This window comes from Desulfobacter curvatus DSM 3379, from assembly GCF_000373985.1.
Classification (GTDB): Bacteria; Desulfobacterota; Desulfobacteria; order Desulfobacterales; family Desulfobacteraceae; genus Desulfobacter; species Desulfobacter curvatus.
Window position 1 is genome coordinate 1 of record NZ_KB893086.1, and the last position, 25,601, is coordinate 25,601.

Genomic DNA, 25,601 nt, shown 5'->3' on the forward strand with positions numbered 1-25,601 from the left:
CAAACAGAAAGGATGTCCGCAACCCGCGCAGCGAATTTATGCTGAAAGAATTCGAAGACATTGTATTGGGACAAATGCAGTTGCCGGACGGAAATAACTATGGCTTTGTATCCGAGCTAAATGATCTTCAAAAAGATATTCTTTTCATTCTGGACGTTCCACTTCATTACTATGATTACCAATACTTGGGCAACTCAAGCTGAATTAATGGTGGAGCAATCAATGACAATGAAGGGTGAAAAACGAAAAACGCACATTTTCAAAGAGCGAAATCCAAGTTAACAATCAGAAAGTTGTTTTTAATTTTTGTTACATGATGTTATGTAAATTCTATACGATGAGCTATACCAGATTCTGAAACTGGAATCCGTTAATTTTGAACTGCCGTTATCTGAAGTCTACTTGAATGTTGAATTTGAAGATAAGTCCCACAGAATTTGAAATAAGCAGGAACGGCAGAATTTTTCAATAGAAGGGATAAAAAAGCCCTGGCAAAAGGCGTGAAGTTCGGCAGGGCTCCCAAATTAACCCTGGCCGATAAATATCAGATTGCTGATCTGGTGGAGCAAGGGCAAGAAAAGAACGCCCTGGCTGAACAGTTTGGGGTATCCCGGCAGACCATTTACCGGGCGTTAAAAGAAGTTCAAGCGTGAATCAAAATTTTAAAAGAATATGTGGAACAGTGTATACAAACGCTTCATTAGATGGGGTGATAAGAATATTCGGGCAGCCATGCATTCCCGTTTTTCCGATGACCCCGATATGGAAAGCATCATGATTGATGGTACCATAGTACGTGCGCACGCTTGTGCGGCGGGAGCGCCGCAGAAACGCCTTATTAACCCTCAGGATCAGGCTCTTGGACGCTCGAAAGGCGGTTTTACAACAAAAATTCATATAGTGGGCGATGCTCTCGGTAATCCGTTGAAGTTCATCTTCACAGGCGGACAGGCAGCCGATGTGAACCAAGCCTATACCCTCATTGAAGGTGTACGGGCTAAATATGCATTGATGGATAGAGCTTATGACGCGGATAAACTGATTGAACTGCTCAAACAGCAGGGCATTATTCCTGTCATTCCCCCAAAATCAAATCGAAAGGAGATCCGTGAATATGACAGGCACATCTATAAAGAACGCAATCTTATTGAATGTCTCATTGGCAAACTGAAACAATTTCGTCGGATTTTTTCACGGTTTGAAAAGTGGGGAAAAAATTATATGTATTTTGTTCGTTTTACTGCTGCTTTGATATGCCTTCGCTAAAATGTCAACAGAACCTGGGCATGAGCAAAATTATTAAATTTGTCAATAATCTTCGGATCCGGTCAAAATTGCTGGGGGCATATACCATTGCCTTTTTATCGGCACTTCTCATTGGCGGCGTTGTCATCATTCTCCAGGTTCAGCACACCATTCAGAACCACATTGAAAGCGAACTGACCAATGCCACCCTTGCCATCGGAAACATGGTGGAAACGGCAGCTCATACCTCCATTAAAAATCATTTGCGTGCAGTGGCTGAAAAAAACAGGGAAATTGTGGCAACCATACATAAACAGGTCATAAACGGGGAAATGACGGAATCAAAGGCCAAGGCCTTATGCAGGAAATTGCTGTTTTCCCAAACCATTGGCCGTACCGGGTATATCTTTTGTGTCAATTCCGACGGCATCGCTGTCGAGCATCCCCAGTCCGGTGTTACCGGAAAAAATTTTATGGACAGGGAATTTGTCCGGTTAATGATTCAAAAAAAAAGAGGCTACCTGGTGTATGAGTGGAAAAATCCCGGAGAACAGGAAAAACGGCCCAAAGCCATGTATATGTCTTATTTTGAGCCCTGGGACTGGATCATTGCCGTTTCGTCGTACCGGGAAGAATTCAGGGAACTGATCAATGTGGATGATTTTCGTGACAGTATTCTGAAGCTTAAATTTGGGAAAAGCGGATATGCCTATATTATGGACAGTAAAGGCGATGTGATTGTCCATCCCCACATCAGTGGGAACTACTATGATGCCAAAGACAGGAATGGAAATTTATGGGTGCATGAGATATGCCGGATGAAGACAGGGCGCATTATTTATTCCTGGAAAAATCCAGGTGATCCGTTTCCTCGGGAAAAATTGGCTATTTTTAACTATATTCCTGAATATGACTGGATCATCATCTCGGCCAGTCACCTGGATGAGATCTACGCCCCGTTGAACACCATAAAAACCATTATTGTCGCCATTGTGGTCCTGATCTCTTTACTGGTTTTTGTCTTTTCCTTGTGGATTAATGCCTCGGTGGTCAGGCCCCTGCGTGCGCTTATGAATCAGTTTGACCAGGGTGCATCCGGGGATTTCAGCGTACGCATGCCGGTAAGAACCACAGATGAGATCGGCCAGCTTGCCGGTTATTTTAACCGTTTCATGGGCACCCTTGAACGTTCCTCAAGGGACCTTCAGGAAGAAATCGTCCAGAGAAAAAAAAATGAGCAGGCTTTAAAATTGTCCGAGGAGATGTTTTCCAAGGCCTTTCGTTCAAGCCCCTCGGGTATGTTTATTGCCAAATTTGATGGCAGCAGGATTATTAATGTCAACGACAGTTTTTTAAAAATTACCGGCCATAACCTGTTGGATCTGGTGGGAAAGGAGCTTTTAACCCTATCTTTTTTCCAGAAGCGGGAGGAGGGAAGGGCCTTGTTCAATGATATCAAAAAGCGGCGGCCTGTGGTAAACCGGGAGACGGGATTTTTAACTGCATCAGGGCAATTGCGTCAGGGCCTGATTTCAGGGGAAGGTGTCACCTTGTGGGGGGAGGCTTGCATTCTGGGGGCCATAGCGGATATTACTGAATCCCGGCGGCTTGAGCGCGAAATTTTAGATATTTCCCAGAATGAGCGCCAAAAAATAGCCATGTCCCTGCACGATGATTTATGCCCCCAGCTTATTGGTATTGAATTTATGGTTAAAATGCTGGAAAAACGCCTGGTAGAGAGCGGGGCATCCAAGCAAGATGCCGAGCGCACACATCAGATCAGAGCGCTGATTCTTGATGCCATCGAAAAAACCAGAAACCTGTCCCGGGGGTTGTCCCCGGTGAACCTTGAAGATCGAAGGTTTGACGACTCCCTTGCGGACCTGGTCCGGTATGTAAAAGATGTTTTCAGGATTGAATGCTGCCTTGACAGCCTGCCGGATCAGGGTATGATCCCACCTTTCCAGGATAATAATATTGCTACCCATGTATACTATATCGCCCATGAGGCAGTTCATAATGCGGCAAAGCATGCCGGTTGCACCCGGATCAAAATCTGTCTTGATAAAAATCAGGACCAAATCCGGTTGACGATAACCGATAACGGGTCAGGATTTGATCCGGTGGGCAGCCATGCCGGGCTTGGTATCAGAATTATGTCCTACAGGGCTGCCCGTATCGGGGGGAGATTAACCATAGCCCGGGCCGGGGAAAAGGGGACCCGGGTATACCTGGAACTGCCTGCCTTTGGAGACCGGTTATGAAAACAAAAGCGTCCGGAAAGATTTTGATTGTTGAAGACCATCCCATTTTTAGAATGGGGCTCAAGGATATGATCGACAGCGAACCTGATCTTTCGGTTTGTGCTGAAGCTGAAGATGTGGATACCGCCATCGGGTTTGTTATTTCGTGCTGCCCGGACCTGGCGATTGTGGATCTGTCACTGAAAAACAGTTCCGGCTTTGATCTGGTGTGCCAAATCCATCAAAATTACAATTTTTGCCGTACATTGGTTCTTTCCATGCATGAAGAGGCTCTTTATGCCGAGCGGTGCCTCCTGGCCGGGGCCCAAGGGTATTTGATGAAGCAGGAAGCATCGGAATCCGTTGTCACAGCTATTCGCAATATTCTCAATGGCCAGATTCATGTCAGTTCCAGGATCATGAGCCGTCTGCTCAATGTGTTCACCAGGCAGTCGGAACCGGAACAGGCCTCTCCTTTAGCCGCCATTTCAGACCGGGAGCTCGAAATTTTCAAGATGATTGGATGCGGTCTGACATCAAAGGAGATTGCCGTGCGGTTGAATCTCAGCATTAAGACAGTGGGGACATACCGGGAACGGATCAAGGAAAAACTGAATTTAAAAAATGCCAGCGAATTGATCCGCCATGCTGTGATCTGGGTGGAGACCGGTGTGTTTAAAGGTAGTTGATACTCGATAATCCAGTTTTTAGGGAATTTGTTCAAATTCAAGACGGAATCAATTTTTAACCGGAGGAATATACAATATATTTTGAGGATTAAAAATTGATTCCAACGCCGAAGTTGGGCAAATTAACAAAAACTGGATCATCGAGTGATAAGAAGCTATGTGCCGAACCTACACATATTTAAGTCCATGACCTACATGCATTTGGGGGGCTGTCCTATTTTTTCCTTTTTACGCTTTGATTATGAATGAACCGGACATTTAAGTAATCAATAACAGCCATGGGGTGATCCGGCCTATCAACATCCAGGCCCGGACCACAACGAATAAAAAGGAAACATCATGACCCATATCAACACGACCAGGCTCATTGCACCCTGCAAGGATGCCTACAGCTATCCTCTGCTGATTAAAAACCTTCTTGAAACCCCTTTGATCTACGCTCCGGATCAGGAAATCATTTATCGTGATTTGATGCGGTACACCTACAGGGATTTTGGCCGGCGGGTGAGAAAACTCGCCGACATGCTGACAACGCTTGGGGTAAAGCCCGGTGACACCGTGGCGATGATGGACTGGGATTCACATCGGTATCTTGAATGTTTTTTTGCTGTTCCCATGATGGGGGCGGTACTGCATACCATCAACATCCGGCTGACTGCCGAACAGCTGATTTACACCATCAACCATGCCGAAGATGACGTGATTCTGGTGAACGAGGACTTTCTGCCTTTGCTGTCCGCTGTCAAAGACCGGTTTGAAACCGTTAAACATGTGGTTCTGATCACAGACAAGGGCCGGGCACCGGAATCGGACATGAATTTTACCGGTGAATATGAAGCGCTGATGTCCGATGCACAACCTGCGTATGATTTCCCTGACTTTGATGAAAATACCATGGCCACCACCTTTTACACCACCGGCACCACAGGTCTTCCCAAGGGTGTATTCTTCAGCCACCGCCAGATAGTGCTTCACACCTACGGCGTGATGTCCGGATTGACTGCATTCGAATCCCAGGCCGGTGTAAATTCCGGGGATGTGTATATGCCGCTGACCCCCATGTTTCATGTCCATGCCTGGGGCATGCCCTATCTGATGACCATGCTGGGCGCTAAACAGGTGTATCCCGGCCGCTATGAACCCGAGACGCTGCTCAAGCTTATTATTACCGAAAAGGTTACCTTTTCCCATTGTGTCCCCACAATTATCAACATGCTGTTGAGCAGTCCCGGAATCTCCAAAGTGAATCTGGACGGATGGAAGGTGCTTATCGGCGGATCTGCGCTGTCTCAAGGGTTATGTAAACAAGGCTTGAAGAATAATATTAATCTTTATACCGCTTACGGCATGTCCGAAACCTGCCCGGTGCTCACATTGGCCAATATCAAACCCCATCTCATGGATAAAAGTGAGGATGACCTGGTGGAGATCCGCTGTAAGACCGGGTTGCCTATTACCAATGTCCGGTTGGAAGTGGTGGATACAGAGGGCAATCCGGTTACCCATGACGGACAGACTGCCGGTGAAGTGGTTGTCCGTTCCCCCTGGCTTACCCAGGGGTATATCAAGGATGAGGAAAAATCCGCACAATTGTGGGAAAACGGCTGGCTCCATACCGGTGATATCGGGGTAATTGATCCCGAAGGCTACCTCAAGATTACAGACCGTCTCAAAGATGTCATTAAAACCGGCGGTGAATGGGTCTCCTCCCTGGAAATTGAGGATATTATATCCCGGCATGAAGCGGTATCCGAAGTGGCTGTAGTCGGTATCAGCGATGAGAAATGGGGGGAACGTCCCATGGCCATGGTGGTGCTGCATGACGGTTTCCAGGGCAAAGTCAAGGACAATGATATTCAGGATTTCTGCATGAAGTATGTTGAGAATGGCCATATTCCCAAATATGGGATTCCTTCTAAAATCATCCTTGATGAACAGATTCCCAAAACATCGGTGGGCAAAATTTCCAAAAAAGATATCCGAACAAAATATAAATAATATCTGTTCAGGACTTCTGCATAGTTAAATTCGAAAAGGAGAAACCCTATGGAAATGAAAAAAATTACCGTACTCGGCGCAGGAATCATGGGCGCAGGCATTGCCCAGTGCGCAGCCCAGGCCGGATTTGAGGTCAGTATCAGGGACATGGAAGATCGGTTTGTGGAAAAGGGTCTGACCACCATAAAAGCCAATTTGGAAAGGGCCGTGTCCAAGGGTAAAATGACGGCTGATGATGCTGACACAATCATGGACAGGGTTACCGGCACCACGGATCTGACCATGGCGGCCCGGGACGCCGACCTGGTGATCGAAGCCGTCATAGAGGTATTGGAGATCAAAAAACAGGTGTTTCAGGAACTGGCCGCCATCTGTAAGAAAGAGACGGTATTTGCCTCAAACACGTCAGGCCTCTCCATCACGGAAATGGCCGTTGCCGCATGCCGGCCGGACAAATTCATCGGCATGCACTTTTTTAACCCCGTGCCGGTGATGCGCCTTGTGGAGCTGATCAAAGGATTTTCCACATCGGATGAGACCTTGGGACTAGCAAAAGCGTTTGTGGATAAAATCAACAAAACCGCCATTGTGGTCAAGGAAGCCCCGGGGTTTGCCGTGAACCGGATATTATGCCCCATGATCAACGAGGCCGTCTTTGCTTTGGCCGAAGACATTGCCAGCCCCGGGGACATTGACAATGCCATGACCCTGGGTGCCAACATGCCCATAGGTCCTTTGGCCCTGGCCGACATGGTGGGACTGGACACCCTGCTGCTGGTCCTTGAAAGTTTCCATGAGGAATTCGGAGAAGACAAATACCGTCCCGCACCCCTGCTGCGCAAGATGGTTCGTGCCGGCTATCTGGGCCGCAAATCCGGCAAGGGATTCTACGATTACACTATACAAAAAGGAAAATAGGGGATGGTACAGCAGGTTGCAGACCGCAGGGATATTGATTTTGTTCTACATGAACAATTCAATATTCAGGCATTGAGTCAGAATGAATTATTTGCCGACTTTAACAAAAAAACCATTGATATGGTGGTATCTGAAGCCCGAAGCCTGGCGCTCAAAGAACTTTTGCCTACACTGAAGGAAGCCGACGAACAAGGCTGCATTTTTGACAACGGCAAGGTCACGGTGCCCGAAGTGTTCCACCGGGTGTATAAACTGTTCGTTCAAGGCGAATGGATCGCCATGTGTGATGATCCCCGGTGGGGTGGACAAGGCATGCCTGCTACCGTGGCCTTAGCGGCCAACAACTACTTCAACGGTGCTAACTATCCGTTCATGCTCCACAATATCCTGGCCCACGGCGCAGGCAAGCTGGTGGAAAAATTCGGTACGGATGAACAGAAAAATCTGTTTTTAAAAAAAATGTACACGGGAGTCTGGGGTGGCTCCATGCTGCTCACAGAGCCCGAAGCAGGGTCTGACGTGGGCGCCTTGACCACCAAGGCGATGCCCAATGACGACGGCACTTACAGCCTCACCGGTAACAAGATTTTTATATCTTCGGGTGAAAATGATCTGGTGGAAAATATCATCCACCCGGTTCTGGCCCGTATTGAAGGTGCGCCTGACGGTACCGCAGGTATCTCGTTATTCCTAGTGCCCAAATTCCGGGTAAACCCGGACGGTTCCATGGGAGAACCCAACGACATTGTTTGCACCGGTATTGAAGAAAAAATGGGCATTCACGCCAGCCCCACCTGCGCCATGGCCCTTGGGTCCAAAGGTCAATGCATCGGTACCCTTTTAGGACAGGCCAACAAGGGCATGGGCCACATGTTTGTCATGATGAACGAAGCACGGCTCCATGTGGGTATGCAGGGATTTGCCTGTGCATCCGCCTCCTATCTCAATGCCCTGAACTATGCCAGGGAACGGGTCCAGGGTCCGGCGCTCACCGCGCCCAAGGGCTCCCCCGGGGTTCCTATTATTCGGCATCCTGATGTCAGACGGATGCTTTTAAACATGAAAGCCTACACCGAAGGCATGCGCTCCATCCTTTTTTATGTGGGATATCTGGAGGATCAGATCCGCATCGCCGAATCCGACGAGGACAAGGCCGCTTACCAGGGCATAATTGATGTGCTCATCCCCGTGGCAAAAGGGTATATTACGGACCGGGCCTTTGAACTGTGTTCCGACGGCGTTCAGATTTTCGGCGGGTACGGATTCACCAGGGAATATCCCCAGGAACAGCTGCTGCGGGACTGCAAAATCACCCAGATCTACGAAGGCACCAACGGCATCCAGGCCATGGATCTTCTGGGCAGAAAACTGGGGCTGAACAAGGGAAAAGCCTTTACCGATCTTCTGAACCTTGTGTCCAAGACCATCAACCAGGCCAAAGAAATTGAGACCCTGGCTACCCAGGCCCGGACCCTTGAAGCTGCACTGAACAAGCTTGCAAAAACCGCCAAGGCCCTGGGCGGCATTCTGGGCCAGGCAGAGGTGGAAAGAGCCTTTGCCCAGGCCTATCCATTCCTGGGTGTCACCGGAGACGTGCTCATGGCCTGGATGCTTCTGTGGCGGGGCGCCATTGCCGTTGAAAAACTGGCCGGCAAGCCCAGGAAAAAAGATGTGGCCTTTTACAACGGGATCCTGGCCTCTGTCCGGTTCTTTTGCGCAAGCGTTCTACCGGCTGCCCTGGGTAAAATGGATGCCATCACAGCAGCGGACACCACAGCCATAGATATTGCCGAAGATTCTTTTGCAACAAAATAATAATTTTTAAACTTGTGTTTGAACGAAAAAAAGGATTTTTTATGAAAGACGTTGTCATTGTATCAGCCTGCCGCACGGCCATAGGGGCCTTTGGCGGCACATTAAAAGACCTGAACGGTGCCCATCTTGCAAGTATTACCATGAAAGAGGCCATTAAACGGGCAAATATTGATCCTGCCGTTATTGATGACGTGCGCTACGGCACCTGTCTGGAGCACCATGACACCCTGAACACCACCCGGGTGGCTGCACTGATGGCAGGCATTCCGGATACAGTCCCTGCCGCCACTATCAACCGGGTGTGCATATCCGGCATGGAAGCAGTCCTTTCCGGTATGGCCATGATCCAGGCCGGCATGGCCGATGTAATTCTGGCAGGCGGCACCGAGCATATGTCCGGAGTTCCCTATGCCGTACCCAACGCCCGCTGGGGATGTCGTCTCCAGGACACCGGTTTCGTGGACGCCATGATTCATGCNCTGCACTGCGGCTCCNATCTTCTGCCCTTGGATGAAACCTCTCCTGTGGATACCTCCCAGGCCCCTGCCGCCGATTTTCTGGGTCAACCCTATATCATGGGCCACACGGCAGAGTTCGTTGCCCAGCTTNTGGACATNAGCAGGGCGGAGATGGACGAGGTAGCCCTTCGCTCCCATAACAATGCGGAACGGGCCACCAATGACGGCAGTTTTGCCGAAGAAATTGTGCCGGTTGAAGTGCCCCAACGCAAAAAAGATCCTATTATATTTGATAAAGACGAACATTTCAGGCCCGGCATGACCCTGGAAAAACTCGCCGCATTGCCCCCGGCATTTGTCCCCAAAACCGGCAAGGTCACTGCAGGAAACGCCTCGGGCATCAATGACGGGTCCACCGGCGTGGTGATCATGTCCGCAGAAAAGGCCAAAGAACTGGGGCTTACCCCCATTGCAAAAATAAAAGCCACAGGCATGGGCGCCTGCCATCCTTCGGTCATGGGGCTCTCTCCGGTCCCGGCAGTCAAGGACCTTATGGCAAAATCCGGCGTCTTTGAACAAAGATTTCTTAATTGAATATTCTTATAAATTCCGTGATCTGTTATTGGGAGGGGGCTGATATATAACAGCCATGGGCTGACCTGACATATCAGCACCGAGGTGTAGCCCACAACAAAGTAAAAAAGTAATTCAACAACTTATTGGAACTTTCTTATAAAAATTCATCAGATCAAACCCTGGGGGAGGTGAGGACGACCTATAGGAGGGGCCGTTTTTTAGATGGCCGGCTATCGCGGAGTATCTGGTAATCACGCCTTGTTAAATATAAGACTGATATGCCTGAATCTTATCATTCAATCGGCTTGAGAGAAGTTTATTGCCGGATTGTAAGTTATCCAATATCAATTCAGCCTGGTTCAGATATTTTTTCATTTTTTCGGTTGTCCAATATGATGGTGGGGGCTGGAGGTTGGTTATTCTGTCAGCCAGCTTGACCATCCATATTTCCCTGGGTTGGCGTGCTATCCTTTTCAAGCTGTCTGACATTTGATGTTGTTTCTCAATTTTTTTATCTTTGGTCAGAGCCAGAACGCCATCCGCAACACGCTGCCCGAACTCCGACAGCAGTTCCTCATAAGTGGTGTCCGTATCCTCAATGGTGTCATGGAGGATTGCAACTTGAACAGCCAAATCCCCATCCATATCGGTTTCATGATTTAAAGCAGCTATGATTTCCATACTGACCATACTAAGGTGCGCTAAATATGACCATTCAGTGCCTGGGACCAACTGTCCTTTATGCCTTTCAGCAGCAAACCTGTAGGCCTTTATATATGCTTCCTGCGACCATTTGTTGTTTGTTTTTTTCATAATCGTTTCTTCTATCCCGAGATCATCTTTACCTAAAACTTGAGAGATATGAAACAGATATTCCCTGTCACCAATCCGGACAGATAAAAATGATACCGTATTGCAACTGTCTCATTCCAGCGTAGTCAGGAATAAAAGCTAAAAAAATTACGGGATCTTCAATTTTTTGGAAGGGATTTTAATTGAACACATATTGATTTATGATAAAACAACTTAAATTTATGGTTGAGGCGAAACCAACGCCTTTAAGGATAAAAAAGGTTATTTCTATGACGGCATCAGCGGAATCTGCCCCAATTTAAAAAAAGGAATACGGACAATGAAAGAAAAACTTAAAATATTATTTCTCTGTACTGGCAATTCTTGCCGTAGCCAGATGGCAGAAGGCTGGACCAGGAAATTAAAAGGAGACATCATCGATGCGTACTCCGCCGGTATTGAAACACACGGCCTGAATCCCAATGCCGTAAAAGTAATGGCTGAGGCCGGTGTGGACATATCAAACCAACGATCCAAGCTGGTTGATGAGTTTATGGATATGGAACTAAACGCCGTCATCACCGTCTGTGGACATGCCCATGAAAATTGTCCTTATTTCCCGGCCCGCTGCAAGGTCATTCATGTCGGATTTGATGATCCGCCGCAAATGGCCAGGGAGCTTGCCGAACAGGGTGCGGATAAGGAACAGCAGTTGGACTGCTATCGAAAAATCAGAGATGAAATCAAGGCCTTTGTTGAAAAAATGCCTGGAAATATTAACAACCCAATCGCATAATCCCATACAGGGGAAAAAAGGGAAATGTCTGTAACCGGTTCAAAAAGGGTTATCGGCTTTTAAGCTTTTTTAAGCTTTTTTAAGCAAGCCTGTCTTTGCCAGCACCTTGGCATAGAGCGTGCTCACCTCTCTGATTTTAAACACTTTTCCAATGCCTGCCAGAATGATTAGAAATAATGTGCCGACAATAAGACAAATGATTATGTGGGTAAAAAAATTAGTGGGTGGGATCAGATGAATAATTCCAATATAAACAGCCTTTAAAACCAGCCATACCATGATACTGACCAGCACCATTAAACCAAAAAAACTGTAGACCTCTGATCGGCCGGTGTTTTTTGTTTTTCTGCCCCACACCTCAAATAAAGCACCTGTGGTAATGATCACGGACAAAGACAGGCCCAAAGCCACGCCTTTGATTCCCATGGCCGTCATTGCAAAATAGAGCAGCGGCAGGCTTAACGCCACGCATACAGTGGAAAAAACGGCAGGGAATAATGTATTTTGAACAGCAAAGAACCCCCGGGAAACAATGGTCTGGGCTGAAAATGCAAATGCCCCTGCCATGAAATACGGCAGCACCCCTGATGTCAGTGCCGCATCCTGGGCGTCAAAAGCCCCTCGCTGGAATAAAATAGCCACGACCTCTTTATTTAGAATCATAAATACCACTGAAAAGGGCATCACAATAAAGATATATTTCAGCGTCTGGTTGATGATGTCATTCAGCCCGGAAAAATCTTTCCGGGCTGCGATTTTGGCCATGAACGGATAGGAAGCCACGCCCACTGCATTGCCGAAAAGCCCCACCAGTATAAACATGATGCGAAGGGCGTAGTTCATGGCAGAAATGCTTCCCTCCGTTAAAAACGAGCCAAAAAATTTCATCAAGATTTCCGTGGAAAAGGTCATGGTCAGTCCAAGCATCAGGGGTAAAGTTAATAATACATACCTGATCATATCCGGATGCCTGAAATTAAAACTTGGTATATACATAAGGCCCACCCTTTTCGCCCCAAACAACTGAAGCAGGAAACTGCCGCAGAACGCGCCTGCAAGCACACCCCATGCAAAGCCTTCCATGCCCATAACCGGATACAGAAGTAGCCCCCCGGCAATAATACCGGTATTGTAAATCAGTGGTGCAAGCGCCGGGAAAAGAAAGCGCTCCTTTGAATATTGTACGGCATTGAACAGTCCACCGGCAAAAAAGAAAAATTGAGCCGGGATAATAATCCGGGTCATGCGTACGGCAAGGTCAAAGGCTGGGCCGTTTTTAAGCCCGGGGGCAAGCACACAAATCAATTCCGGGGCAAAAATCATGGAAAGGCAGATAAAAAGAAAAAGACCGGCCCCAAAGCAGTTCAGGATAACAGAAAAAACCCGGTATCCTTCCTTTTCGTTATTATTTACAAGGTAACGGGTAAAGATGGGGATAAACGTAATGGACAAAAAACCTGACGCCACCACATGGTTTAAGATTTCAGGAATCACAAAGGCGACCTGATACGCGTCAACACCTGCACTTGCGCCGCCCATCCAGGCAATGGCGGTTTCGCGCACAAGGCCTATGATCCTGCTGGAAAACACTGATGCCATCATAATAAACGAGGCAAATCCGATTTTTTTAAAGGTTGAGGTTTGTGTCATAGTTTGAAATCCCATGCAGGCTTTATCATAAAATATATCTACGTATAAGAATGGTCTGAAATAGTTTGACCTGAAATACAGCCTGCATATACAATGAATCGCATAAATATGATAGCAATAACAGCCATGAGGTTGGCCTGGTCTGTCAATACCTGGCTTCAGCCTATAGCGAAACACAAAAGCAATTCAATAAGTTATTTGGGCTTTCATACCAAAACATAGAAGCTCGGCTGGCCTGAAAATATTAAAACGAAACGAATCAAGGAAAAATCATGACCTCAAAGCTGGGAATTTTTTCAATTATTGCCGGTCTTGTACTTGGATTGTTTGCCATGCTTGCCAAATTTATGGGCGCGTCCGTTTTTCTTTCCACCATGACCCTTTCCACTTTTTTTGAAGGCGTTACCGGTCGAATTCTGGACAGGATTTCAAATGATACGGTTTACAATGTATTATATTCATTTTTTTATGAGGTTCATCTTGCAGGGATTTTGATTGGTTTGGGTGTTATTTTGCTGATTGTCGGTACTTTCATTCGTAAGGATTGACATTTTAGCCTTGTTAAACATGGTTTGATCCATTATTTTAGTTTATTATTTTTTTCAATTATTGTTGGTCGGTTATGGTATCGAGTTGATAAAAATAAGTGACGAAAATAGAGAGGAAATATATGAAAATTCTCGTTGGATATAAAGGCGTCAATATCGGTCAGGATCTGCTCAAGCTCGCCGTTGAGCATGCAAAGGCGTTTGATGCCACAGTACTGGTTGTCACCTCCATGTTGGAGGGCACTGAAAAGGACCAGAAAAAAATTCTGGAAGCAGAAAGCAACCTGGATGAGGCGCAAGTCTTTTTCAAAGGGCAGGGGATAACCTGTGAAAAACATCTTCTGATCCGTGGCATGGAGGCCGGAGAGGATATTGTTGCGTTTGCAAATGAAAAAAATGTGGATGAAATTATCATTGGTGTGAAAAGCCGTTCAAATGTAGGAAAACTATTGTTTGGTTCCACGGCTCAAACAGTGATATTAGAGGCGGACTGCCCGGTTGTCAGCGTAAGGTAAACACCATTTCATTTTTGTTTTGGGCAGCACGTGCTTGATTGCTGCCCATTATTTTTGTTTGATCAAAATTATATAACGGTCACGGACCGTATCTGGTATCTCACCCCTGGTCCGGTCCACAACAAAGTTTGAAAGATCTCTGTGGGTTACACAGACTTTCTAATAGAGGTTCCTGTTATGAAACTTAGATATTTTTCCCACTCCGCTTTCCAGATTACCTGTGATGACGGATCAAAAATTCTGATTGACCCATTTTTGGATGATAATCCCACATCACCGGTTAAGGCCGAAGATGTGGAAGCAGACTATATTCTGATCAGCCATGGTCATTGGGATCATCTTGGCGATACCCTGAGCATTGCCCAAAGATGTAATGCATTATGCATCTGTGAAAATGAACTTGGCTCTTACTTAGGCACCAAGGGACTTAATGTCCATAGAATGCACATCGGCGGGGCCTTTGAGTTTGATTTCGGCCGGGTAAAGTTAACCCAGGCCCTTCACAGTTCAGTCACCCCGGATAATGTCTGCCATGGTACGCCCACAGGATTTGTGATCACCATCAACGGCATCACGCTTTATCATACGGGAGACACCGGGCTGTTTTCCGATATGAAGCTTATCGGGCAGCTTAATAATATTCATACCATGATGGTGCCCATAGGCGATAACTTCACCATGGGCATTGAAGATGCAGCCATAGCCTGTGATTTTGTCAAACCGGTTCAGGCCATTCCCATGCACTACGACACATTTGATGTGATCCGGGCAAATCCTGAAGATTTCTGTGAAAAAGTTAGTGCCAACGGCATTGCGTGTAAAATTATGAATTTTGGTGACCAAATCACGATTTAATCCTAAACGGGCCATCCAGTACTTTATGGAAATAATTAAACAGTTCAAAGCCTTATCTGATCCTACCCGGCTGCGGCTTTTGTTTATTCTTGAGCATTTTGAACTCAATGTGAATGAAATTGTCTCCGTGGTGAACATGGTGCAGTCCGGGGTGTCCCGGCACTTAAAAATTTTGCTTGAAGCAGGACTGCTGGTCTCACGCAAAGACGGCAGTTTCATATATTATGCCGCGGACAAAAACGGATATAACCGGGAACTTGTTGTTCTTGCCTGCAGACAGCTTGAAAACGACCTGGAATTGCAGGAAGATCTGGCCCGTACACAGCAGTGTATCATGTTAAGAAAAAACAAATCCAGGCGTTTTTTCAAAACCGCGGCCCCGCGGTGGGACCGTTTAAAAAGGAAAGTCCTTGGCGATTTTGATCCAAACTCTGTGTTTGAAGACTATCTTCAGAAGGCGTCGGTTGTTGCCGATCTTGGCTGCGGAACCGGTGAGATGCTTGCCGGTCTTCTCGGCAGTGGTGAGAAAAAACTTATCGGTGTGGACGTCTCACCCGAGATGTTGGAACAGGCAAGGCTTCGGCTGCCGGAAAGCAGGAATTTAGAGCTTCGCATAGGAGAGCTGGAACACCTTCCCATGCGTGAACAGGAAGCGGATGCGGCGTTGATGAGTATGGTGCTGTACCATGTGTCCGAGCCTGAAAAAGCGATCCGGGAGGTGTACCGGGTCCTTAACCCCGGAGGCTTATTTCTTCTGGTGGATTTTTTAAAACATGATCAGGAACAGATCAAAGATATCATTGGGGGGGTCTGGCTGGGGTTTACCCGACAGCAGATTTCAGGGTGGCTGGAGAGAACCGGTTTCAATCTTAAACATTTCGAATCTTATCCGGTTGAAAAGACATTGACCTTAACCTTTTATCTTGCACAAAAATAATGGAGAGACAATGATTTATCCTGTTATCCTGGCCGGCGGTTCCGGAACCAGACTGTGGCCCATGTCCAGGTCTTTGTATCCCAAACAGCTCATTAATCTGTATAACGAACATACCATGCTGCAAAATACCCTTTTGCGGTTATCAGGTCTTAACGCCCTTGGTGCGCCGGTGGTCATATGCAATGAGAACCATAGATTCATGACTGCAGAGCAGATCCGCCGGATTGATATCAATGATTTCAAGATTATTCTTGAACCGGCTGCCAGGAATACGGCCCCGGCCATTGCTTTGGCAGCCTTGATTCTTGATGATAATCCTGAGTCTGAGCATCAGGATGACCCTGTGATGCTGGTACTGCCCGCAGACCATGAAATTAAAAATATTGAAGTGTTTCATAAAATCATTCAATCGGGTGAGCAACTGGCCCGGCAGGGCAAACTGGTTACCTTCGGTATCGTACCCTCATCCCCGGAAACAGGCTATGGGTATATCAAGAAAGGAGATAAACTGGATAATTCAAATCCGGCGTTCATGATTGATCGGTTTGTGGAAAAACCCGATTATGAGACAGCGGTATCCTATCTTGAATCCGGCAATTTTTGCTGGAACTCAGGCATGTTCATGTTCAAGGCCTCTTCCGTTATTTCCGAGCTTGGGGATTTTGACCCGGACATGCTTGAAAAATGCCGGACAGCGATTAAACGTGGGAATTTGGACTTGGATTTTTTCAGGGTGGATAAAGCCGCATTTGAAGCGATCATTGAGGATTCCATCGACTACGCCGTTATGGAAAAAACAGCAAAAGGCGTTGTCGTTCCTCTTGATGCCGGATGGAATGACCTGGGTTCCTTTGACGCCTTGTGGCAGACCGGGGACAAGGATGAATGCAATAATGTGATCAGCGGAGATGTGCTGGTACACAATGTCACGGATACGTACATCCATTCAGATAGTCGCCTTGTGGCAGCCGTGGGCCTTGAAAAATTTGTGATCGTGGATACCAAGGATGCTGTGCTGGTGGCCCCCCGGGAGCAGGTTCAGGATGTAAAAAAAATAGTTACCCAGCTAAAAGAGCAAAATCGAGAGGAAGCGGTTTGCCATGCCAAAGTCTACCGGCCCTGGGGCGATTATGAAACCATTGATATGGCGGACAGGTACCAGGTTAAGCGCATAACCGTAAAGCCCGGTGCTAAGCTGTCTTTGCAGAAACACCATCACCGGGCGGAGCACTGGACCGTTGTGTCCGGGACGGCCATTGTCACCAAAGACACTGAAGAGATCCTTTTAAAGGAAGATCAGTCTGTCTACATTCCCCTTGGCACCATGCACAGGCTGGAAAATCCGGGTAAAATTCCCCTGGAACTGATAGAGGTGCAGTCGGGTCCATACCTGGGGGAAGATGATATCGTCAGGTTTGATGATGTTTACGGACGTGGAAAAGAATCCGGCACTAAATAACGGTCATGGGCCGACCTGGTCTATCAGCACCAAGGCTGAGCCCACAACGAAAGTTGAAAGACCTCCGTGTGTTACACAGACTTTCATATAAAAATTATTGCAAATTAAATAAAAATATTTGAAATTATCACTTTGTTTGTACTATTAAGTTTGTTTGTCATCTGAATGCCGCAAGGATTCTTTGGCCGGATATGTAAGGCTTTAGGTCGTCGCATTCAGGTATAATATCAAAATTAATAAAAAGTATATAACGGTCACGGACCGTCCTTGGTCTTTGACCGCGGTTCGGTTCACAACGAATATTAAAACATCTCTGTGGGTTACAGAGAGTTTCTTATAAAACATGCCGGCCGGCATTATGGAGAAAAATTGATGAACGACCAGATTACACAGAATATGAAAGGTAAATTCATCATGGCCATTCCCGGCCTTCCGGATCCCAATTTTGCACAGACCGTTACTTGTCTTTGTGAGCACAATGAATCCGGCGCCCTTGGCTTTATTGTCAATAAAGTCCACCCGTTACTCACCGGTCGGGAACTTTTTGAGGATTTAGGCATTACCTGCAATGAGAGTATCGATAAAACAGATATTTTCCTTGGCGGCCCGGTTCAGCCTTCAGGCGTATTTGTGCTTCACTGCGGCCCGTTTCAGTGGAATGAGACCCTTAAAATTTCAGACTGGCTGGCGTTGAGCAACTCCCGGGACATCCTGGAAGCCATTGCCATTGGGCAGGGGCCTGATACCTTTATGATCCTTTTGGGCTGCGCCGGGTGGGGGCCCATGCAGTTAGACAATGAACTTGCCGATTCAGCCTGGCTTACCTGTGATATGTCCAGGGAAATTATGTTTGATACCAAACCGGACCTGAAATATGAAAAAGCCATGATGCTGATCTGATTTGCCGGGCCAATGACCTTACAACCCCAAGAATCCATAGAAAATTTAGTCACTGACACCCTCTCGGTGATTGACAGTCTGGCTGCCGTTTCAAACCATTCAGATAAAAGCCTTGTTGAAAGCAGACAGCTTTGCAGCAAAATTCCTTCTTACATCAGTGAAGGGGTGCTGCGCGTGGCCGTGGTTGGGGTAATCAAATCCGGCAAAAGCACATTTATCAACGCCGTTTCAGGCAGGGAACTGGTTCAGCGCGGAGCAGGGGTGGTGACATCCATTACCACCCGTATCAGAAAGGGTAAAAAAAACAGGGCAATTATTCATCTTAAATCATGGGATGACATCAACAGTGAAATTGAACGCTGTCTGGAGATGTTTCCCGGCCGGGACGAATTCCAACCGTTTGATCTTAGACGTACCCAGGACCGGCAGCGGCTGCGCCGTATTTATGATACCATTGTCTCTGATTTTCCGATTACATCCCAGGGACTTCGCCCTGAGGCACTGGTCATCCGTAATGCCCTTGACGGATATAAACATTGCCTGGACGTCATCGGCTCTGATGAACAGACCATCAGCTTTGACGCCAAATCCTTTGACAATCACAAACAATTTACGGCAGATCCGGCCAAGGCTTTTTATGTCAAAGACGTATGCCTGGAGGTGTACGGAAAAACCATTAATCAAAACGTTGAGATTGCCGATTGCCAAGGTGCCGATTCCACTGATCCTGCCGTCCTTGAAAAAATATTCTCCTATCTTGAGGCTGCCAACCTGATTGTTTACTGCATCTCTTCACGTACGGGGCTTCGTCAGTCCGACATGGTATTTTTAAAACGGATAAACCGCCTTGGGCTGATGGAAAACATCCTTTTTATTTTTAACTGTGATTTAAGTGAACATGATAACTTAAACAACCTGAAGGAAATACGGGACAGAACCATTGCCGAATTAAAACTTTTAGTGCCGAATGCCAGGCTTTTTTCTTTTTCAGCCTTGTATACGTTGTTCGACGCCCTTGGCAAAAGGCTTTCATCCAAAAATAAAAAGCGCCTTGGGCTCTGGCAGGAGGACAAGGAAATGACCGGGTTTTGCACCAAAGAGTATGCTCGCTTTCTTGCCGGATTTAATCTGTTGTTTGAAGCGTCCCGGTTCAATCTGTTTTACGCCAATCACATTGAACGGCTTAAAATTGTAACCCATATTATTGATGAAAAAATAAAAATTCTCTTTGATGTGTTTTCTGCCGGGCTTTTAGACCAGGAAAAAGCCAGAAAACACCTTGCCGATCTTGAAGGCAATGCCAGGCGTTTAAGGGTTATCGTTGATAACTCAGTAACGGGAGCGGTGTCAGCGCTTCGCAGGGAGATTGAGTCCAATTTAAAGAATGCATTCCTCAAAGACAGCGAAAATATAACGAAACTTGTGACGGAATTTATCCGTAAGGCCGAAATTGACTCACAGCCTTACAGGACAGGGGTGGATGCAACGGGTTTTAAGCAGATTCTGTATATGATGTTCCAGGACTTCAAGCGTGAACTTGACCTTTTTATCCTTGAACAGGTCACCCCGGAACTCAAACAATTGGTGGGCATTCAGGAGGGGCGCATAGAGTCCTATTTTAAATCTCTTCTGGATTCCTACCGCATTGATTATGTCACCATGGGTGCCCCGGGGGACGGGGAGGACGACCGCGTTTCCCTTGAAATGATCAAAGAAGAGGAAGAATATTCCAAGGCGGCGGACCTTGAAAACATCAAAAAGATTTTAGGGCTGCATTTGCCGGCCCAGATTTTTTCGCCTGAATATACCCGGACCATGCAGGCCAATGCCGTGACCGATTTTGGTTTTCATTCATTGGTGTTGTTTGTATCCGCCATGATGGACAAGCATGTGCGGTTTTCCTTCACGCCCGGGCTTGACAGGGCTGCCGCCAGAATTAAGAAAAGAACCCTGGGCATGATGCAGCGGCAGATAAAAGCCTATCACAGCAGTTTGAAGCAAGATTATTTTTTCCCCTTAATAGATGCGGTAACACGTGATTTTAAAGACAAAATTCTTCAACGTTTTACCATGTATGAAACCTTGAACAAGGATATGGATGCACTTTTCTGCCTCAAACAGGAGGAAAAGAACCAGCACCTTGTTATGATAAAAAAAGCGAAAAACGATATTCTCCGGATACGTGCGCTTCTTGATGAATTCAGCATGGATTTTGGAACAAACGCATTTGAGTGCGCCGTAGAAACCTCTTTGTAGCAGACACGTCTTGCACCCGGGCAACTTTGTGAGCATGCACGCCTCTCTCAAACCCTTCAAACACGGATTTAACGTTCGGGCACTATTTATTCCCCTATCGTTTATTGGTATAATAGTTAAATTATTATAAGAAAGTCTGGGTAAGCGACACAGATCTTTCAAGCTTTGTTGTGGGCTATGCTCGGTTGATATGTCAGATCAGCCCATGGCTGTTATAATTTACGAAACGCATGCAACATAAGGATGCCATGGGTCTTTTAAATAAAATTGTGTCAGGCGGACAGACCGGGGCGGATCGTGCTGCTTTGGATACTGCCATAAAATTCAATGTTCCCCATGGCGGATGGATTACCAAAGGCCGGAGAACCGAATCGGGTCCGTTGCCTGATTTTTACAAGTTAAAGGAGATGGATACCAGGGATTATCCTGCCCGGACCCGGCAAAATATAATTGATTCCGACGGCACCGTGATCATTGCCAGGGGGAATTTAACCGGCGGGTCGGCCCTGACCTATGCGTTTGCACAAAAAACAGATAGATGGATTTGCACAATAGATCTGCTGGACCAGAACATCTTTGAAGCGTCATTAAACCTTCACGCCTTTATTGAGGACCACGATATCCGCGTGCTTAATGTTGCCGGCCCAAGGGCCGGCCATGACCCTGATATCTATTACGACGTTAAAGCGATTCTGTCAGCCGTATTGTATCTGGATTTCCTTGAGACCGAAGAAGAATCATGGCAGGCGGACCAGATGATTGATTCAAGGTTCGATTTCCCACAATCAATCACCAGCATGGATCAGGCCCTCCAGGCCCTTGAGCAGAGCCTGACGCTCAGGGGAAAGACCATGATCGCAAGGAGCCGGGCTTATCAGATGGCTTATATTTACTTTACCCTTCTTGAATATGTGCAGTTATCCCTTAACCTGGATGAAACAAATTCAAGCCTGTTCAAGTCTCTTTCCAAGGGACGGGATCTTAGAGACTATACGCCTGAAGATGCGGTGATGGAACTTTTAAAAAAACTTAAAACCGGATTGTCTGAAAATTTCAAACTCAGGGTGGTGCCGTCATGATTCCAATAAGAGACGAACAGGAAACAACTGCCACGCCTGTGGCAACCCGTTCCATTATCTTTATCACCAGCCTGGTTTTTGTCTGGCAGCTGATTACGGGTATTGATAATCAGGCCGTTTCCTATAGCTTCGGCTTTGTCCCTGCCAAATACACCGTGGCACAGATGGGGGCCTATTTTTCCTGGCTGAACAAACTGTTGTCACCTTTTACCTATATGTTTCTGCATGGCGGTTTCTGGCATTTTATCGGAAATATGTGGTTTTTGTATATTTTCGGTGACAATATTGAACAGGAGTTAGGTCCGTTCCGGTTTATCACGTTTTATCTGGTTTGCGGACTGCTTGCCGCATTTTTTCATTTTTTGCTGAATTATTCATCCTCCGTGCCGACCATTGGGGCAAGCGGCGCCATTGCAGGGGTTATGGGCGCATATTTTCTGCTTCATCCGGGAAATAAAATTCTCACGCTGATCCCTGTGTTTATTTTTCCTTTGTTTGTCAGTATCCCTGCCTTTGTTTTTCTGGGGATCTGGTTTTTCATTCAATTCTTTAACGCCACCGGTCCGGGTGCCGGTGCCGGCGTTGCCTGGTGGGCCCACATTGGCGGATTTCTTTCGGGTATGGCACTTATTCACCTGAACGCGAAATTGCCCACGGCCGGAGTCAGTGAGAAAATTGATAAATATACGGTCAAAAAACGCAGTCCAAGGCTTCATGTTATCACCCCCGGCGCAAGTCCGTCTGGCGGATCTGATCTTTACGGTACCATTGTCTTGACCTCCCTTGAAGCGCTCACAGGCACGAAAAAGCTTGTCACCATTCCCTGGGGCTTTAAAAAATCCGTTTACCGGGTGGTGGTGCCTGCAGGTATCCGGCGCGGATCTATGCTGCGGCTTAAGGGGATGGGTAAGTCCACACCGGGTATGCCGCCGGGAGATCTTTTGCTGCGTGTAGACATTAAAAATGCCATTTAAAGTTGTTTTAAAAATTTTATTGCCGGTATGTCTGCTGCTTGTCCTGTCTATTCAATGTGTTATTGTTTTTTTGCCCGAGATCTCACGGCATTTGGTCCGTTCAACCCTTGGCCCGTTGCCGGGGAATGTGCCTGTTGATTTTACGGTCTCCCGTTTGGGGGTCAATGATACGCAGATCAATGATGTTTTTTGGGGTGAGGATTTGCGTCTGGATACGATCCGGCTTCGCTGCCGCCTGGATACGAAAAATATTATCAGCATTGAAAACGTCATTCTTTCCGGGCTTAATGTTACCCTGCATCTGGATGAAAAAAAAAGAATCCGGATCAGCGGATTTTCATTTCCCCAGGAAAGGGACCAGGAGCATTCAGACCATGTATTTAATATCAGTGCCTTTGAACCCTATTTTGCATATCTGCCGGCACACATTATTTTAAAAAACAGCACCATTTTCATTGAAACCGGAAAAGACCGGTTTTCTATCCCGGTGGCGGGTGATGTCCATCTGGACCGTCAAAATCATCTTGGGGACATGAAACTGTCCATTTTTCCGATGAACCAAAAGATCATACTTGGGGCTACGGGAAATTTTTTACAAGGTCCAGTGGAAATGAAAATTTCATCAGACCGTCTTTATCCTGAAATGCTGGTTGCCATGGTTCCAGACCAAGGCCAGGTTTTAAGCAATTTTTGCGGGCCTGTGAAGTTCGCAATTGAAACAAAAGATTTTTCAACGTTTCATTTTGAACTCAATGACTTAGGGCTTGAACTTGATCCTGGGTTGAACATTAATTTTCCTAAAATTTCGGGCGGTCTGTCTTCTGATAAAGCAGCAATGGTACTTACGGCAGAGGGGCCCATACGGATCAGAGGTCCTGGAATCGGTTTGGGGTCCTTCAGATTTGACATTTCATCCCGGATCACATCAGAAGCGATCGAGCAATTTTCTTTGACGGTTCAAAATGACATCGCCAAGACCTGGGAAGTGACACCTGAACTTTTGGCCTTTCCTTTGTCCACGGTGAATTTTTTCGATAAAATTCAACTTGTTGATCCCCAATTCAGGCTTCGTGCTTCAGGTAATCTTGAACACCAGGAAGGAACGTTGGCCTTGTTGGGGACATGCATTAAGGCCTTGAAAAATGATGACGATGAACTCACGGGCGTTCTGGATGTTTCCGGGGTACAGGTAACAACTGAGTTTAACGGCAACTTCGCGCGCCCCGAGTCTTTGAAGCATATTGAATTCAAATCTCTGATCAACAAAATTGCCTTTCAACAAAGCAACATAGAGATGAGAACCGCATCCGTGGATGCTTCATCAAATGCCGAATTCATCTTTTCAAATTCAAACATTGTTTTAGACAGTGCCAAGGCCCGGATCAAAAGTCGCGCAATCCATTTAAAACAAGAAGACATAAAAGCGGATATCCCTGAATTCAATTTTGAATCTGTTGTAAAAAAAGGCACTGTCGGTAAAGATCTTGTTCTCAATATCAATGCGGTATGCAATAAAGCAAGAATTGTATCTAAAGCGGGCACAGCATTTATGGGAAAGGCCGGAATAACCGGTAAAATTGAAAAACCCTTCTCAGCAGACGCCGGTTATCAAATCACCCCTTTTTTGTATGACACGGACATAACCAAGACAGATCAAAGCATTGGGGCCAAAGGTGTTCATTTTGAACTGCCCGTGACCTATCCTTTTAGAAATATAAAAACCTTCGGCCGGGCAGGGGCGAAAAAAATTATCCTGCATGACAGCGTTATCCCTGCTGTGTCTGCTAAAGTTGTACAGACCTCTGGTTTTGCCGTGGATATGACTGGAACATTGACCCATGCCGGATTCCCGGGCCTGGTTATTGATTTTTTCGCCCGGGCGGGCCTTGATTCGGTCATGAGCCCTTTTGCAAAAGGACAAATTGCCACAAATCAGTTTTCCGTCACCCACAATACATTGATTCCGTTTATTCCCGGCATATCCGGAGTTTATGATCTTAAATTTGACATTTCCGCCGGGGCGGATTTTTCCTATGCAAATCAGAAAATCAATTCATCTGCCGATATCCAGGTATCCAACGGCACAATTAATTTTATTGAATCCGGTTTTTCGGCTTCCGGCATATCCGCCGACATGCATTTCAATGACCTTATGGTCCCTGAAACCCTTCCAGGCCAGTATATAAATATTGACACATTTAATGCCGGGCGCTTTAACTCCAACAACGCTAAAATAAGATTCAGCCTTGAAGACGGAAAGTCTATTAATATTGAAAATTTGAAATTTAACTGGTGCAATGGTATTGTCTCAACAGAAGCGTTCAGGGTGCCTTCGGATGATAAAACCATACATTTAACCTTGTACTGTGACCGCCTTGAAATGGAAGATCTCTTTTATCAGCTTGGCGCCTTTGATGCAGAAGGGGGCGGAACCGTAAGCGGGCGTATCCCGGTGGTGATGAAAAATACCGAAATCGGCACCGAAATCAGATTTGATAACGGCTTTCTTTTTTCCACCCCCGGGGAGGGGGGCCGGATATATATCAAAAACCTTGACAGAATGCTCGCCGGAATTCCAAAGAATACGCGTGAATTTTCCCAGCTTGATCTTGCAGGAGAAGCGCTAAAAAATTTTGAGTACAAATGGGTGAAGCTTAAACTCAATACCCATGGGGATACACTTGCCGTAAACATGCAGCTTGATGGAAAACCGGTGTCTGCTTTACCCTTTGAATATAAGCGGAACCTGAATTCTTTTATTCGCGTTGATGCCCAAAGTCCCGGCTCAAATTTCCAGGGAATTAAACTGGATGTGAATTTAACCCTGCCATTTAATCAGGTTATTCAATTGAGTAATAATTTAAAGCGCATTATGAATCCTTAAACAGTGAGGTTGCC

Annotated in this window: 21 protein-coding genes and 1 pseudogene; 20 read left to right on the forward strand and 2 right to left on the reverse strand. The window is 46.5% G+C overall.

Features of this window, described 5'->3' with window-relative positions; all coding sequences use genetic code 11:
- The 9 genes and pseudogenes from B147_RS29010 to B147_RS0119690 form a co-directional block, all read left to right on the forward strand.
- A partial coding sequence (locus B147_RS29010) for a hypothetical protein (RefSeq protein WP_026259823.1) occupies positions 1-203 on the forward strand: 203 nt, incomplete at its 5' end.
- Between the two features lie 297 nt (positions 204-500).
- A complete protein-coding gene (locus tag B147_RS31325; RefSeq protein WP_020588919.1) occupies positions 501-653 on the forward strand; it encodes a helix-turn-helix domain-containing protein in 153 nt (50 codons plus the stop codon).
- A 19-nt stretch (positions 654-672) separates the two neighbouring features.
- A complete protein-coding gene (locus B147_RS0119660; protein ID WP_020588920.1) occupies positions 673-1,266 on the forward strand; it encodes an IS5 family transposase in 594 nt (197 codons plus the stop codon).
- Positions 1,267-1,286: 20 nt separating this feature from the next.
- Positions 1,287-3,509, forward strand: a complete 2,223-nt coding sequence (locus B147_RS0119665) for a cache domain-containing protein (RefSeq protein WP_020588921.1) — start codon at positions 1,287-1,289, stop codon at positions 3,507-3,509.
- Complete coding sequence (locus tag B147_RS0119670; protein WP_020588922.1) at positions 3,506-4,177, forward strand: response regulator; 672 nt, start codon at positions 3,506-3,508, stop codon at positions 4,175-4,177. Before B147_RS0119665 ends, B147_RS0119670 begins: the two co-directional genes overlap by 4 nt.
- A 339-nt stretch (positions 4,178-4,516) precedes the next feature.
- Positions 4,517-6,175 (forward strand): fatty acid--CoA ligase, encoded by a 1,659-nt coding sequence (locus tag B147_RS0119675; RefSeq protein ID WP_020588923.1) that lies wholly within the window; start codon positions 4,517-4,519, stop codon positions 6,173-6,175.
- Positions 6,176-6,223: 48 nt separating this feature from the next.
- On the forward strand, positions 6,224-7,093 hold the full coding sequence (locus tag B147_RS0119680; protein ID WP_020588924.1) for a 3-hydroxybutyryl-CoA dehydrogenase: 870 nt from the start codon (positions 6,224-6,226) through the stop codon (positions 7,091-7,093).
- Positions 7,094-7,096: 3 nt separating this feature from the next.
- Positions 7,097-8,908, forward strand: coding sequence for an acyl-CoA dehydrogenase (locus tag B147_RS0119685; RefSeq protein ID WP_020588925.1), 1,812 nt, complete (start codon positions 7,097-7,099; stop codon positions 8,906-8,908).
- A gap of 41 nt (positions 8,909-8,949) precedes the next feature.
- Positions 8,950-9,936: pseudogene (locus B147_RS0119690) on the forward strand (thiolase family protein); the annotation flags it as partial.
- A gap of 267 nt (positions 9,937-10,203) precedes the next feature.
- Here the strand turns inward: B147_RS0119690 and B147_RS0119695 are convergent.
- Entirely contained in the window at positions 10,204-10,755 is a 552-nt protein-coding gene (locus B147_RS0119695; RefSeq protein WP_020588927.1) for an HD domain-containing protein, read from the reverse strand.
- Positions 10,756-11,074: 319 nt separating this feature from the next.
- Between B147_RS0119695 and B147_RS0119700 the strand changes: the two genes are divergently transcribed.
- Positions 11,075-11,530, forward strand: a complete 456-nt coding sequence (locus tag B147_RS0119700) for an arsenate reductase ArsC (protein WP_020588928.1) — start codon at positions 11,075-11,077, stop codon at positions 11,528-11,530.
- A 69-nt stretch (positions 11,531-11,599) separates the two neighbouring features.
- Here the strand turns inward: B147_RS0119700 and murJ are convergent, their stop codons facing one another.
- Positions 11,600-13,180 carry a murein biosynthesis integral membrane protein MurJ gene (murJ, locus tag B147_RS0119705; RefSeq protein WP_020588929.1) on the reverse strand — a complete coding sequence of 527 codons (1,581 nt, stop codon included), beginning with the start codon at positions 13,178-13,180 and terminating at the stop codon, positions 11,600-11,602.
- Positions 13,181-13,452: 272 nt separating this feature from the next.
- Here murJ and B147_RS0119710 point away from each other — a divergent pair, with 272 nt between their 5' ends.
- The 10 genes from B147_RS0119710 (at position 13,453) to B147_RS33000 (ending at position 25,587) form a co-directional block, all read left to right on the forward strand.
- Positions 13,453-13,728, forward strand: a complete 276-nt coding sequence (locus B147_RS0119710) for a hypothetical protein (RefSeq protein WP_020588930.1) — start codon at positions 13,453-13,455, stop codon at positions 13,726-13,728.
- Positions 13,729-13,850: 122 nt separating this feature from the next.
- Entirely contained in the window at positions 13,851-14,243 is a 393-nt protein-coding gene (locus B147_RS0119715) for a universal stress protein (protein ID WP_020588931.1), read from the forward strand.
- 177 nt (positions 14,244-14,420) lie between these two features.
- On the forward strand, positions 14,421-15,098 hold the full coding sequence (locus B147_RS0119720) for a metal-dependent hydrolase (protein WP_020588932.1): 678 nt from the start codon (positions 14,421-14,423) through the stop codon (positions 15,096-15,098).
- Positions 15,079-16,035 carry an ArsR/SmtB family transcription factor gene (locus B147_RS0119725; protein WP_020588933.1) on the forward strand — a complete coding sequence of 319 codons (957 nt, stop codon included), beginning with the start codon at positions 15,079-15,081 and terminating at the stop codon, positions 16,033-16,035. Before B147_RS0119720 ends, B147_RS0119725 begins: the two co-directional genes overlap by 20 nt.
- A gap of 10 nt (positions 16,036-16,045) precedes the next feature.
- Positions 16,046-17,494, forward strand: a complete 1,449-nt coding sequence (locus B147_RS0119730) for a mannose-1-phosphate guanylyltransferase/mannose-6-phosphate isomerase (protein WP_020588934.1) — start codon at positions 16,046-16,048, stop codon at positions 17,492-17,494.
- A gap of 372 nt (positions 17,495-17,866) precedes the next feature.
- Positions 17,867-18,394 carry a YqgE/AlgH family protein gene (locus B147_RS0119735; RefSeq protein ID WP_020588935.1) on the forward strand — a complete coding sequence of 176 codons (528 nt, stop codon included), beginning with the start codon at positions 17,867-17,869 and terminating at the stop codon, positions 18,392-18,394.
- A 12-nt stretch (positions 18,395-18,406) separates the two neighbouring features.
- The gene (locus B147_RS0119740) at positions 18,407-20,650 is read left to right on the forward strand and encodes a dynamin family protein (RefSeq protein ID WP_020588936.1); all 2,244 of its coding nucleotides are present in this window, start codon (positions 18,407-18,409) and stop codon (positions 20,648-20,650) included.
- 230 nt (positions 20,651-20,880) lie between these two features.
- On the forward strand, positions 20,881-21,729 hold the full coding sequence (locus B147_RS0119745) for a putative molybdenum carrier protein (RefSeq protein ID WP_245569065.1): 849 nt from the start codon (positions 20,881-20,883) through the stop codon (positions 21,727-21,729).
- Entirely contained in the window at positions 21,726-22,703 is a 978-nt protein-coding gene (locus B147_RS0119750) for a rhomboid family intramembrane serine protease (protein ID WP_020588938.1), read from the forward strand. Before B147_RS0119745 ends, B147_RS0119750 begins: the two co-directional genes overlap by 4 nt.
- Entirely contained in the window at positions 22,693-25,587 is a 2,895-nt protein-coding gene (locus B147_RS33000) for an intermembrane phospholipid transport protein YdbH family protein (protein WP_020588939.1), read from the forward strand. Before B147_RS0119750 ends, B147_RS33000 begins: the two co-directional genes overlap by 11 nt.
- The last annotated feature ends 14 nt before the right edge of the window (positions 25,588-25,601 follow it).

Bases quoted from the DNA above. Each gene is read 5' to 3' on its own strand.
- B147_RS0119660 (WP_020588920.1), top strand. From the start codon at position 673: ATGTGGAACAGTGTATACAAACGCTTCATTAGATGGGGTGATAAGAAT.
- B147_RS0119665 (WP_020588921.1), top strand. From the start codon at position 1,287: ATGAGCAAAATTATTAAATTTGTCAATAATCTTCGGATCCGGTCAAAA.
- B147_RS0119670 (WP_020588922.1), top strand. From the start codon at position 3,506: ATGAAAACAAAAGCGTCCGGAAAGATTTTGATTGTTGAAGACCATCCC.
- B147_RS0119675 (WP_020588923.1), top strand. From the start codon at position 4,517: ATGACCCATATCAACACGACCAGGCTCATTGCACCCTGCAAGGATGCC.
- B147_RS0119680 (WP_020588924.1), top strand. From the start codon at position 6,224: ATGGAAATGAAAAAAATTACCGTACTCGGCGCAGGAATCATGGGCGCA.
- B147_RS0119685 (WP_020588925.1), top strand. From the start codon at position 7,097: ATGGTACAGCAGGTTGCAGACCGCAGGGATATTGATTTTGTTCTACAT.
- B147_RS0119695 (WP_020588927.1), bottom strand. From the start codon at position 10,755: ATGAAAAAAACAAACAACAAATGGTCGCAGGAAGCATATATAAAGGCC.
- B147_RS0119700 (WP_020588928.1), top strand. From the start codon at position 11,075: ATGAAAGAAAAACTTAAAATATTATTTCTCTGTACTGGCAATTCTTGC.
- murJ (WP_020588929.1), bottom strand. From the start codon at position 13,180: ATGACACAAACCTCAACCTTTAAAAAAATCGGATTTGCCTCGTTTATT.
- B147_RS0119710 (WP_020588930.1), top strand. From the start codon at position 13,453: ATGACCTCAAAGCTGGGAATTTTTTCAATTATTGCCGGTCTTGTACTT.
- B147_RS0119715 (WP_020588931.1), top strand. From the start codon at position 13,851: ATGAAAATTCTCGTTGGATATAAAGGCGTCAATATCGGTCAGGATCTG.
- B147_RS0119720 (WP_020588932.1), top strand. From the start codon at position 14,421: ATGAAACTTAGATATTTTTCCCACTCCGCTTTCCAGATTACCTGTGAT.
- B147_RS0119730 (WP_020588934.1), top strand. From the start codon at position 16,046: ATGATTTATCCTGTTATCCTGGCCGGCGGTTCCGGAACCAGACTGTGG.
- B147_RS0119735 (WP_020588935.1), top strand. From the start codon at position 17,867: ATGAACGACCAGATTACACAGAATATGAAAGGTAAATTCATCATGGCC.
- B147_RS0119740 (WP_020588936.1), top strand. From the start codon at position 18,407: ATGACCTTACAACCCCAAGAATCCATAGAAAATTTAGTCACTGACACC.
- B147_RS0119745 (WP_245569065.1), top strand. From the start codon at position 20,881: ATGCAACATAAGGATGCCATGGGTCTTTTAAATAAAATTGTGTCAGGC.
- B147_RS0119750 (WP_020588938.1), top strand. From the start codon at position 21,726: ATGATTCCAATAAGAGACGAACAGGAAACAACTGCCACGCCTGTGGCA.
- B147_RS33000 (WP_020588939.1), top strand. From the start codon at position 22,693: ATGCCATTTAAAGTTGTTTTAAAAATTTTATTGCCGGTATGTCTGCTG.